Raw genomic sequence first — 11,661 nt, forward strand, 5'->3', positions numbered from 1 at the left:
TATTTCGAGCGAGTTACGCTTCGCGCTTGTCCACCAGGTGCTCGAACGCTTTCAGGTTCGCCAGCGATTCGCCGCGCGAGACACGCCACGCCCATTCGCGTTTGATGGACTCCGCGAATCCCAGCTCGAGCAGCACGTTGAAGTCGCCGTCGGCGGCCTCGAGGGTCTGCCCGAGAATGCGATCGAGTTCGTCACCGTTGACGGCGTGCAACGACATTCGGCCGACGAGGTAGATGTCGCCGACCTTGTCGATCGTGTAGTGAACCCCGTACAGGCGACGGTTGCGGCGCAGCAGGTATTTGTAGACGCCCTCGAAGTTCTCGTCGGGTTTGCGGCACACGAACGCCTCGATGCGCACCCCGTGATGCCCGACGGTCAGCATCGTCGTCGTCTTGAGTTTGCGTTCCCCTGGCAGTTCGACGGTGAAGACGTCGCCGCGCCGCGTGTAGTCCAGCTCGCGGTCCTTCAGTGCCCGGTCGATCAGTTCGGCAGTCTCGCTCATGCAGTCACAGCTCCTGATCTGCGTAGTGTCGACAGTCCTCGGACGCGTCGCGGCGAGAACTCGCTCGGTCCCTCGCCTCGGTCGAAGTGGAACTTGGCCTGCCGGTAGCTCTCGATGAGTCCGTCGGCGGTGTGCTCCCACGAGAAGTTGCGGGCGTGCCGCGGTGCTGCGGTCGCCATGTCGGCCAAGGCAGCTCGATCCGAGAACATGCCCACGAGTGCATCCGCCCAATCCTCGGTGCGGTGGCCCTGCACCAGGCGTCCGGTCTCGCCCGATCGCACCGCCACGCCGAGTCCGCCGACGTCGGCGGCCAGGACCGGAGTTCCGCAGGCCTGGGCTTCGATGGCGACCAGGCCGAACGATTCGTTGTAGCTCGGCACGGCGACGATGTCCGCGGCGCGGTAGACCTGGGCCAGGCGCGCCGACGGTTGCGGCGGCATGAACGTCACCCGGGGACTTATCCCGAGGTTCTCGGCCAGATCGATGAGACTGTCGGGGCGATCCAATCCGCTGCCGGACGGGCCGCCGACGATGAGGATTCGCAGTGGTGTTGCCGGATTGCGCTGCAGCACTTCGGCAGCCGCGGCGATCAGCACATCGGGGGCCTTGAGCGGTTGGATGCGTCCGACGAATGCGACGATCGACTCGTCGGGATTCAACCCGAGTTCGGCGCGCGCCGCGAGCTTGTCCCCCGGATTGTATTGCGCCAGATCGGCTCCCGGTGCAACCACATCGATCGAACCCTGCTGCGCCCCGTAGATCTCGACGAGAGACTTCGCTTCCTCGGTGGTGTTGGCGATGAGTCGGTCCGCCTCGGCCACCACTTGCTGCTCACCGATCTGACGCGCGGCCGGCTCGGGCGAGTCGCCCTGCGCCAGAGACGCGTTCTTGACGGCGGCGAGAGTGTGCGCGGTGTGCACCAGCGGCACTCCCCAGCGATCACGCGCCAGCCAGCCGACCTGACCCGAGAGCCAGTAGTGCGAGTGCACCAGGTCGTAGTAACCGGGTTCGTGCCGAGCTTCCTCACGCAGCACCCCGGCGGCGAATGCGCACAACTGAGTGGGCAGGTCGTGCTTGTCCAACCCCTCGAACGGGCCCGCGACGATGTTGCGCACCAGCACACCGGGAGCTGCCTCGACGACGGGAGCATCGGTCGACGCCGTCGCGCGGGTGAAGATCTCGACCTCCACGCCCCGTTTGGCCAGCTCTTTCGCGCTCTGCAGCACGTAGACGTTCATGCCGCCCGCATCACCCGTTCCCGGCTGCGCCAGCGGGGAGGTATGCAAGGACAACACAGCGACCCTGTTCAGCTGGCGTCCAGTCACTTCTTCAGTGTGCACGCCTCCACATTACGTCTCGATAACTACCCCTTCCGACGACCGGGCACACTCAGACCATCCACGAACTCGGTCACCTCGGCGAGGAAGCGCTGCGGATCGGCCACGAACGGGCCGTGGTCGACGCCATCCCAGTACGACGCGACGGCCGTGGGGATCAGTTCCGCGGCGTGCCGTCCGGCAGAGACATCGACGACGGTGTCCTCGGTTCCGTGCAGCACGAAGGCGGGGACGTCGAGGTTGCGCAGCAGGTCGTCGTGGCCGACCGCTCGATCGAACAGGGCGGCGCGAACCCGTGGCCTCGTGGACAGCGTCAACCCGAACAACGCCTGCGCCTCCGTGCCCTTGCCTTCTGTCGGCCCGGTCAGCGCGTGCCCGAAACTCCCGAGTGCCTTGATCGCGACGCGGGGCTCCTCGGCCATCGCACCGGGGATCGCCGCTCGCATGGCCGTCCCGACGCGGCCGCCAGCCTCTCCCCTGCCGATGCTGGTGATCGCGCCGACGAGCACGATGCCCGACACCGCGCCCGTGCCGTGTTCGGCGAGGTAGTCGCAGATCACCAGTCCGCCGTACGACCACCCCAGCAGCACCGCGTCGGCGGTGATGCCCTCGGCCGCGAGCACTGCGTCGACATCGCCTGCCCAGGTCTTGGGATCATCGTAACCGGCGGACGGGGCGTCGGAGTAGCCGTGACCGCGTAGATCGACGGCGAGAACGCGGTAGCGCTCCGCCAGGTCGGCCAGCAGTCCCTCGCCCCAGCAGGCCGAGCTCTGTGCCCACCCGTGCAGCAGGACCAGCGGCCGCGCAGCAGGGTCACCGCTGACGCGGTAGACGATGTTGGCTCCGTCGATGCCGGTGGCCTGACGAACTGGTCCTGCTGCACGGGTGCTGAAATCGGGCTCGCTCATAGTAGGTGAACCTACGCCGCGGCCCTGCGCATCGAGGCGAGCGGATCGGAGTACAGGGCGCTGAGCGAGACCACGGTTGCGGCGTATTCCTGCACCTTGTCACCGAAGCCGGTCACCCGAATATCCCTGCGCGCCAACGTCGAATACGTGGCGAAGGCCTCCCCCACGTGCGGAATTCCGGCCGGGTACGCGGTGAACGCCTGGCCTCCGAGTACGACGCGGTCCGGATTGAACATGTCGCGTAGCAGCGCCACCGTTCGACCCAGAATCTGTGCCCGCTCGACGAGCAACTCCCGCGCAGCCTCCGAGCCACCCTGCGCCGCCTGGTACACCGCCGCGATACTCGGGTTCGGTTGCGGTGCAACAATTTTGCGGTCGACGGCGGCTGCGACGACCGCTCGATCGCTCACGGAGGCCTCGAGGCATCCCCGATTTCCGCAGCCGCACAGCGCCGACGATCCGGTGGGTAGGTGCGCGATCGAGCCCGGACCACTCGTGGGAGTGTGCACTCGGCCGTCGATGGTCAGCGCCATGCCCGCGGTCTCGCGTGCGTAGAAGTACAGCGACGTTCCGCTGTTGCTCTGCGCCGCAACACTGTCCGACAGACGCGGTGCGAGGAGCAGCTCCGAGGCCGCCATGGCCTCGACGTGCCCGGAGACCGAGATCGGCAGTCCGAGTCCACCGCCGATGATGCCGGCGACGCGGCCGTTCTCCCATCCCAGCCGCGGATGGTCGACGGTGCCGCTCGCGGTGTCCACGCGTCCACCGATCGCCACCCCGACCCACAGCGGGGTGCGACGGTGCCAGCGTCCGGCGAAGGCACCGGCGCTGCGGGTGACGGAGGCCAGCGCTGCCTCCGAAGATCCGGCGGGCGTGGGTATTTCGACGGCACCGAGGATGCGTCCCCGCAGATCGCTGACGGTGATGCCGGTGACGACGGCTCCGATGTGGATGCCGATGGTCGAGAACGGTTCGTGGTTGACCTCGAACGGCACCCGCGGGCGTCCGATCGCCCCCGGAGCCGTCAGGTCTGCGCGCTCACGGAGCATCCCGACGGCGAGCAGGGCCGACACCTGACGGTTGACGGTGGCGATGCTCGAACCGGTTGCGCGAGCAGCACGCTCGCGCGAGATGGGACCTTCGACGCAGGCCACCCGAAGTACCGACGCGGCGGGACTGTCTGCGATCCGCAGATCGGGTGCGACGAGTTGGACGCGCGATCGAGGCCTCGCGAGAGACCGAAGAGAGGTGGGGCCGGTGTGGTGGTGCAGCGTTGAAACAGACATCCGTTGTGGTCCTCAGCAATGGCAGACCTCCGTCGTGGATGGACAACGACGAAGGAGCGAAGTGATGCAGGTCAAGGAGGGGTGCGGTGGTCGCGAAGAACCACGACACGCGAATCGACTGTCTGCAGCTCGAAACAGGGAGCTAGAGACGGATTCCTTGGCCGGGACAACACAGTTCCCGAGGAAGCGGCAAGCGAGAACCGAGGGATGCGGTCACATAGGTGACCCGCATCGCGGTGGTCTCACTGGCGGACATGAGTCCAAAATTAGCACCCTCGCGTCCGAAGTCCAATCGGGCATCGGAAAGCACGGGGTACGCCGGGCATAGAATTTCACCATGACCTCGTCCGAACACATTTCCCCCGATGCCCGAATCGCCGTCGTCACCGGAGCGAGCTCCGGCATCGGCGCGGCCACCGCCCGCCAACTCGCCGCCGACGGATTCCACGTCGTGATCGGAGCCCGCCGCCTCGACCGGCTGGAGGAGTTGGCGTCGGAGATCGGCGGCACTGCCCTGGAACTCGATGTGACGGACGAGGATTCGGTCGCTGCCTTCACCGCGGTCATTCCCCGCGTCGACGTGTTGATCAACAACGCCGGTGGCGCGAAGGGCTTGGCCCCGGTGATCGACGCCGACCTCGACGACTGGCGCTGGATGTGGGAGACCAACGTACTCGGTACATTGCGGGTGACGAAGTCGTTGCTGCCCAAGCTGATCGACTCCGGCGACGGCCTGATCGTCACCATCACGTCGGTTGCGGCATTCGAGGCGTACGACAACGGTTCGGGCTACACCTCGGCCAAGCACGCTCAGGCAGTGCTGCATCGGACGTTGCGCGGCGAGCTGCTGGGCAAGCCGGTGCGATTGACCGAGGTGGCGCCGGGTGCCGTGGAAACCGAGTTCTCACTCGTCCGGTTCGACGGCGACGCAGACAAGGCCGACGCGGTCTACCAGGGCATCACACCGCTCGTGGCAAGCGATATCGCCGAGGTGATCGGCTTCGTCGCATCTCGCCCGTCGCACGTCAACCTGGATCAGATCATCATCAAGCCGCGTGATCAGGCCGGTCCGGGGCGCTTCTCCCGTAAGTAGTGCCTACGGCACTTGCGCTCACCCAGCGGGCGCAGGTGCCGTTGTCGCAGGTGTCGTGGTCGCGGTCGCTCCGCCGGCAGGAAGTGCCGACATCGACTCCCAGGTCGACCAGTCGATGGCCCAGTCGTACAGGTCGCCGTCGGCTGCCGAGAGGTCGATGCGGGTTCCGGTGACCTCGACGGGATCGCCGTACATCGCCGTCTGGAAGTACTGCTGAGCGTCGGCGTCGGAGAGGTTGATACATCCGTTGGTGACGTTCGATGCGCCCTGCACACCGGTGGTCAGCGGATTGGCGTGGATGAATTCACCGTTGTTGGAGATGCGAACCGCCCAGCGTTCGCGGACGTTCTCGTAGAACGGCGGGTTGGACATCAGGAAGTCCTCGTGCTTCTCGGTGACGACGTGGATGCCGCTGCGGGTGACGTTGCGGTCCTCGTTGCCCTCGCCGTAGCTGACGGGAATGTCCATGATCGTCTGGCCGTCGCGGACCACCTGCATGCGGTGGCTGGTGGCGTCGGCGACGACGACCTGGCTGCGTCCGATGCTGAAGTTCAGGGTGACGTCGTCGGCGCCGTACGCGCCGTCGCCGTAGTTCACGCCGTAGAGCTTGGCGTTCACCGAGACCGTGGTGCCGGGTGCCCAGTAGTTGGTGGGACGCCAGTGCACGCGCGAGCCGTTGTCGTCGGGGAACCAGGCCCATGCGCCGGGCGTCGGCGGGTTGGTGGTCACCGTCAATGCCTTCTCGACGGCGGCTTTGTCGGCGATGGCGGAGTCGAACTGCAGGATGATCGGCGCGGCGATGCCGACTTCCTGGCCGTCGCCGATGTTGGTGCTCACCGACGTACGGCTGTCGGGCTCGACGGTGGTGAAGGCACCGGTGATGTCGACGGTCTTGTTGTCGCTGCCCAGGGCCGAGCCGGACCACGTGTACTGGACGCCGTAGCCGAGGGGCTCGGTGACGGCGTACGAGGTCTTGTCGGGCGAGAGCGCGCCCTGGACGACCTTGCCGTCGGGGTTGGTCAACGCCACCTGGGTGAGCGTTCCGTCGGTGACCGAGACCGAGATCGGCGCGACGGGACTGACGTCGACGGCACCTGCGACCGGGTTCTCGGTGATCTGTGCGACGGGCGCTGCCTCGGTGGTCGGGGCCGCGGCACCCGAGCCACCCTCGCCCGATCCGACGGTGCAGCCTGCCACGAGGGCCACCAAGGCGACGAGCACGGCGATCAACCACACCGTGCGCGTCCGTTTTGTCTGTTCTACCTGCTCATGCACGTTGTCCAACGTACCTGCGTCTGCGAACTACCCCGATTTTTGGGGGCAGTCTCACAGCTTGCGCGTTCTAAGTTCGTGCCCTTTCGAGGTGAGGCAGCGGCCGGAATCGAGGCTCCAGTCCCACCCGTGCAGATTGCAGGTGAGCTTGTTCCCCTCGACGATGCCGAACTTCGTCAGGTCCGCTTTCAGGTGCGGGCAGCGACGTTGGATCTCGTAGCCGCCCATCGTGATCGTGGCCGTGTCGTCGTGCGCCTCGGAGAACCAGCCGTCGGCGTAGGCGATGCGCTCGTCGGTGAGGCATTTGAAGAACGTGTAGAGGAACTCGTTGTAGCCGCCGACGCGTCGGGCACGGAAGCGGGTGGACAGGAAGATCGAGTTGACCCAGTCCGGCTCCTGGTCGCGGATGGCGGTGCGTACCAGTTCCGGCGGGATGGTGAAGCTGTAGCGGAACCGCTCGTTCGAGATCGGTTCGCGCACAATCCGTTTCGGGAAGTCGAGCACAACGGTTTCGTCGCCCATGGTGATTCCGACGGGGTAACCGATGCCGTCGCAGATCAGATCCGTCTGCGCCATGATCGGCTCGAACAGGCCTCGCATCGGCTCGAGCAACGGCTCGCCCTCGGCCGGAGCCCACGCTGCCTTCTCCGCGGCGATGACCGACGCCTGACGCTGGGCGTAGGCCTCGATGTACTCGGCCTTGCCGGTGGTGAAGATGGCCTCGGCCTCGGCCGTCGGGATCGGGTGCTCGTGCGAGATCAATTCGGAACCGTCGAACGTCGCAGCGGTGCCCGGCATCATCAGCAGGCCCTTGTCGTGCCCGTGCAGTCGCATCTGCTCGAGAAACACCATCTGGTCCGGGAACACGTTGGCCGGGTCGCCGTAGACGTCGTTGAGCGAGCGCAGCTCGTCGTCCAGGAAACACGGCGGGCCCGCCGACGGGACGACCCACGTCGAGCCGACCTGCTCGATGTACTGGCGTGCCCGATCCATCTGACGCTGACGCTTCTGGATGCCGAAATTCTTCTTCGCACGCGAGACCATGTCGTAGACCATCGGGTACCAGATCGCGCCCGAGTACTGCAGCATGTGCACGTCCACGGGACCGAAATTCTCGGTCATCACGTCCAGGTCCACCGGCCTCGCGTCGTTCATGTTGAACGCGACGGTCTTGCCGTCCGAGACGACGAGACCCGAGTCGCCGATGGGACCGTCGGCGGGCGCGCGCAGCGCGATGATCATGATGTCCAGATCGCCCTTGGGACCGGAGATCGTGTGCTTGACCGAGTCCGTCGTCTCGTAGAACTTGTGGAAGCCGAGCTTCTCGAGCTCGTGCTTGAGATCGAGCACCGGGTAGTCCGGCAGCAGCACGGTGGCGTCCTTGTTGACGTGCTCGGCCAGGTTCTTCGGGTCGAAGTGATCCTTGTGCAGGTGCGAGACGTAGAGGTAGTCGCAATCACCCAACTCGTCCCAGTCCAGGCCCGAGTTGTCGGGAAACGGGAACCAGGACGCGTAGAACGACGGGTTGACCCACGGATCGCACAGGATGCTTCCGGCGTCGGTCCGAATATGGAATCCCGCATGTCCCACGCTGGTGACCTGCACTGATTTACCTCCTACGAGCTTTCACTTGCAAAGCTCCATCGTATGCGCCGTTTCGACCGGCCCTAACCCAGAGCGCAGTTGACGAGGTCACATTCGGGCGTGAGCGTGACGCCGAACTTCTCCTGCACCCCGTCTCGCACGTGCGTGGCCAGCGCCATGATGTCCGACGCGCTCGCCCCACCCCTGTTGGTGACGGCCAACACGTGCTTGGACGACAACGCCGCGGTGCCGCGCCCGAATTCGGTGCCGTACCCGCGCGGGAAGCCCGCGTTCTGGATCAGCCAGGCAGCCGGGATCTTGGTTCCCGCGGGGTCGGGGAAGCTGGGTGCGTGCGCTGCGGCCTCGGGCACCTCGGCCAGTACCGGGTTGAGGAAGAACGATCCGACGCTCCACGTGTCGTGGTCTCCTGCGTCGAGCACCATGCCGCGTTCGCCGCGCAGAGCCAGCACGGCCGCGCGCACGTCCGGCACCGGTACGACGTCGCCGATCTGCACGTCGAGTCGCTCCGACAATGCCGCGTACCGCACCGGTAGCGACTCGGTCGTCTTCTTCAGCGCGAACGTCACATCCACGATCACGTACCGCGAGGATCGCTTGAACACCGACGACCGATGCGTTCCGAAACCGCACTGCTCCGGCGTCCACACCGCCGTCTCCTCGGTCTCACGGTCGTAGACGGTCAGGCCGTGCAGCAGCTCCGACGTCGACGCGCCGTACGCGCCGACGTTCTGGATGGGCGTCGCGCCGGTGGTTCCGGGAATGCCCGACAGCGCTTCCATGCCGGACAGACCTGCTTCGATCGTCGCCTGGACGACGGCATCCCACTCGACGCCGGCGTCGACCGTCACGATCTCGCCGTCGATGTCCAGCCGCGAACCGGTCACTCGAATCACCCGGCCGTCGAACCCGTCGTCGCCGACCACCAGGTTGGATCCGCCGCCGACGACCAGCACGTCGGTCCCCGCGCGATCCGCGTCGCGCACCAGGGAGACCAACTCGTCGCCGGTCGTCGCAACGGTGAATTCACGGGCCGGGCCACCCACGCGGATGGTGGTGAGCTCCGAAATTGCAGTAGGCACGGACTCTCACGCTACCGGTCGCGCACTGCTGTCTTCAGTCACCCGGTAACCTGCGCCTATGCCTCGCCCTATTGAGCACAGCTCGACTGTGCCCGCCTCCGCCGACAAGGTCCACGCTGCACTGACGTCCGAGCAGTACTGGAAGGACCGCATCGAGCAGATCGGCGGACCGGGCGCAAGCCTGAAGAGTGTCACCGTCGGCAACGGAACCATCGACGTCGTCATGACCCAGGCCGTCCCCGAAGAAGAGTTGCCGTCCGCGGTGACCGCCTTCAAGAAGGGCGACCTCATCATCGAACGCACCGAGAGCTGGGGACCGTTCGACGGCACCCACGCCGACGGCACGTTCGGAGCGACCGTCGAAGGCGCACCGGCCCGCATCACCGGCACCACCACCCTCGATGCCACCGGCGATGCAACGACCATCGCGCTGGCCGGCACCACCGAGGTCAAGGTCCCGATCTTCGGCGGCAAGATCGAAGCGATGATCAGCGAGCAGGTCCTCTCGCTCATCGACAACGAACAGGACTTCACCGGTAACTGGATTGCCGCGAACACGAACGGCTAACCTGGCGCACTATGGCTCGCCGAATGAACTACTCCGCCCGGTTCACCCACTCGACGCAGCAGGTCTATGCAGCGCTCTCCAGTCGCGATCACTGGGATGCGCGCATCGAGGAGATGCGTAAGTACTCGGAGAACGAGCTGAAGAGCTTCGAGGTGTCCGACGCCGGAATCGACATCGTGATGCACCACGTCATCCCGCGCACCGAACTGCCCGACATCGCGCAGACGGTGATGAAGAAAGACATGGTCATCACCCGCAACGTGCATTTCGACGCCTACGAAGAAGTCACCGCGGGCCACTACGACGCGTCGATTCCGGCCGGACCCGGCTCGCTGAAGGGCACCACCTCGCTCTTCCCCACCAACGGCGGTTCGACGCTGCGCACCTCGTCGGAGGCCAAGGTCTTCCTCCCGTTCATCGGTGGCAAGCTCGAGCAGCTCATGCTCGTCAACCTCATCGACCTGTGGCGCGGTGAGGGCGAAGTGACCGCCGACTGGCTCGAGAAGAACGCCTAGCCCTGAAAACGCCGAACAGGGGTCGTTCCCCGGGCTCTGCTCCTGAAGGCGTCATCACCCGCGGCACCACCGGCATCAATCGGTTGCGTCGCAGCGACCGGTGGCTGATGCACAACCCCGATGTTCGACGCGTTCTGCTCGACTCGCCGAATCCCCTCGTCGTCGACCTCGGGTACGGGGCGATGCCGAACACGACCCTCGAGCTGGCCGGTCGACTGCGCACCGTCCGGCCCGATCTCCGAGTCACCGGTCTCGAGATCGACCCCGCACGCGTCGTACCGGGGAGTGACGGCGTGGAGTTCGCCCGCGGCGGTTTCGAGCTGGCGGGCTTGCGCCCCAACCTGGTGCGGGCGTTCAACGTACTGCGGCAGTATCCCGAGGACGCGGTACCGGCTGCGTGGCAACGCATTCTGTCGGGCCTGGCACCCGGCGGCCTACTGATGGACGGCACCTGCGACGAGCTCGGTCGACGCTGCGCCTGGGTGTTGCTCGACGCCGATGGGCCGCGTTCACTGACGCTGGCATGGGATCCGTTCGACGTCGAGATGCCGTCGGACATCGCGGAACGGCTACCGAAGGTGTTGATACATCGCAACATCGAAGGTGAGCTCGTCCACGATCTGCTTCGACGAGCCGACAGAGCGTGGTCGGTGTCGGCACCGCTGGCACCGTTCGGGCCTCGAATTCGGTGGCGCGCAGCCATGAAAGTACTTGTCGAACAAGGCCTTCCGATCACACTCCCCCGCCGACGGATGCGAGACAACGTTCTGACGGTCCCCTGGTCGACGGTCGCACCTGCACCGTGAATCGGGTGCAGCCGACCGCGCTCAGCGCGGCTGGCTGCACCCGATCCCGCGGCTACGTGCAAGCAGACAATGCCAGCTCGACGCGTTCGGCCACTCGGTCGGTGCTGCTTCCCGCCTCGGAGTACAGCGTCTGCGGGTCGACGCGACCGATCGCGACGGCGTCGCACACCACCTCGTCGAGGGTGATCTGGGAGATGCCACCAGCGGCGAGGTCGAGCACCGTACGCACCGGCGTGGTGAGGTTGAACGTGCCTGCAGACTCGACGTCCCGTGGCTCGAGTCGTAGGCGATGAACCGCCAGCCTGGTGTCGGTCAGTCGAAGGTCGCCGAATGCGCAGACGTGTACGAATTGCGGGTGCAGGTGCCCGAATCCGTGTAGCTCCGCCGCGCTCTGGTGCGAGATCACGGCCTCACCGCCGAACCAGGCGCACCACATGGCGAACACTTCGAGTTCGCTGCGTGGCCACTGGCCGAGTCGGAACAGGTTGCGCTCGACGCGAGTCCACGTGTTCGTGGCCAGATTGACGCGCACCATCGCAGAATCGAAGCCGAGTTCGCCGGCCTGCTCGGCCGTGAAATAGCCGTCCTGACGAGTGGCCAACGAGTGCAACTCGTGCACGCTCGGTCCTGTCGTACTCATGACGCAAGCCTACGTCACAATGTGTTACAGGTCACAAAGTTTCGTACCGA

12 protein-coding genes are annotated in these 11,661 nt (G+C 65.9%); 4 read left to right on the top strand and 8 right to left on the bottom strand.

The window, feature by feature from the left end; all coding sequences use genetic code 11:
- Window positions 1–13: 13 nt before the first annotated feature.
- From ABZ677_RS01260 to ABZ677_RS01275, 4 genes are read right to left on the bottom strand one after another with little or no spacing between them, the layout of a single operon-like run.
- The gene (locus ABZ677_RS01260; RefSeq protein WP_037186901.1) at window positions 14–502 is read right to left on the bottom strand and encodes a YbjN domain-containing protein; all 489 of its coding nucleotides are present in this window, start codon (window positions 500–502) and stop codon (window positions 14–16) included.
- Complete coding sequence (mshA, locus tag ABZ677_RS01265; protein WP_170945913.1) at window positions 499–1,827, bottom strand: D-inositol-3-phosphate glycosyltransferase; 1,329 nt, start codon at window positions 1,825–1,827, stop codon at window positions 499–501. The genes ABZ677_RS01260 and mshA overlap by 4 nt, the downstream gene beginning before the upstream one ends.
- 38 nt (window positions 1,828–1,865) lie before the next feature.
- Window positions 1,866–2,747, bottom strand: a complete 882-nt coding sequence (locus ABZ677_RS01270; protein WP_358366290.1) for an alpha/beta hydrolase — start codon at window positions 2,745–2,747, stop codon at window positions 1,866–1,868.
- 11 nt (window positions 2,748–2,758) lie between these two features.
- Window positions 2,759–4,033, bottom strand: coding sequence for an ROK family protein (locus ABZ677_RS01275; RefSeq protein WP_358366291.1), 1,275 nt, complete (start codon window positions 4,031–4,033; stop codon window positions 2,759–2,761).
- Between the two features lie 337 nt (window positions 4,034–4,370).
- Here ABZ677_RS01275 and ABZ677_RS01280 point away from each other — a divergent pair, with 337 nt between their 5' ends.
- The gene (locus ABZ677_RS01280) at window positions 4,371–5,126 is read left to right on the top strand and encodes an SDR family oxidoreductase (RefSeq protein ID WP_094632686.1); all 756 of its coding nucleotides are present in this window, start codon (window positions 4,371–4,373) and stop codon (window positions 5,124–5,126) included.
- An 18-nt stretch (window positions 5,127–5,144) separates the two neighbouring features.
- Here ABZ677_RS01280 and ABZ677_RS01285 read toward each other — a convergent pair whose 3' ends face one another.
- From ABZ677_RS01285 to ABZ677_RS01295, 3 genes are all read right to left on the bottom strand, one after another.
- A complete protein-coding gene (locus ABZ677_RS01285) occupies window positions 5,145–6,401 on the bottom strand; it encodes an Ig-like domain-containing protein (protein ID WP_170945912.1) in 1,257 nt (418 codons plus the stop codon).
- 51 nt (window positions 6,402–6,452) lie between these two features.
- On the bottom strand, window positions 6,453–8,003 hold the full coding sequence (locus ABZ677_RS01290) for an MBL fold metallo-hydrolase (protein WP_094632684.1): 1,551 nt from the start codon (window positions 8,001–8,003) through the stop codon (window positions 6,453–6,455).
- 62 nt (window positions 8,004–8,065) lie between these two features.
- Window positions 8,066–9,082, bottom strand: coding sequence for a UDP-N-acetylmuramate dehydrogenase (locus ABZ677_RS01295; protein WP_358366292.1), 1,017 nt, complete (start codon window positions 9,080–9,082; stop codon window positions 8,066–8,068).
- Between the two features lie 58 nt (window positions 9,083–9,140).
- On the opposite strand from ABZ677_RS01295, the gene ABZ677_RS01300 reads away from it, so the two are divergent.
- From ABZ677_RS01300 to ABZ677_RS01310, 3 genes are all read left to right on the top strand, one after another.
- Window positions 9,141–9,650, top strand: a complete 510-nt coding sequence (locus tag ABZ677_RS01300) for a DUF2505 domain-containing protein (RefSeq protein ID WP_037186887.1) — start codon at window positions 9,141–9,143, stop codon at window positions 9,648–9,650.
- A gap of 11 nt (window positions 9,651–9,661) precedes the next feature.
- On the top strand, window positions 9,662–10,165 hold the full coding sequence (locus ABZ677_RS01305) for a DUF2505 domain-containing protein (protein WP_032380350.1): 504 nt from the start codon (window positions 9,662–9,664) through the stop codon (window positions 10,163–10,165).
- Between the two features lie 107 nt (window positions 10,166–10,272).
- Window positions 10,273–10,971 carry a class I SAM-dependent methyltransferase gene (locus tag ABZ677_RS01310; RefSeq protein WP_358366293.1) on the top strand — a complete coding sequence of 233 codons (699 nt, stop codon included), beginning with the start codon at window positions 10,273–10,275 and terminating at the stop codon, window positions 10,969–10,971.
- A 52-nt stretch (window positions 10,972–11,023) separates the two neighbouring features.
- On the opposite strand, the gene ABZ677_RS01315 is transcribed toward ABZ677_RS01310, so the two are convergent.
- Window positions 11,024–11,611, bottom strand: coding sequence for a type IV toxin-antitoxin system AbiEi family antitoxin (locus ABZ677_RS01315; RefSeq protein WP_037186882.1), 588 nt, complete (start codon window positions 11,609–11,611; stop codon window positions 11,024–11,026).
- Between the last annotated feature and the right edge of the window lie 50 nt (window positions 11,612–11,661).

Source organism: Rhodococcus sp. NPDC006774 (assembly GCF_040636045.1).
GTDB lineage: Bacteria > Actinomycetota > Actinomycetes > Mycobacteriales > Mycobacteriaceae > Rhodococcoides.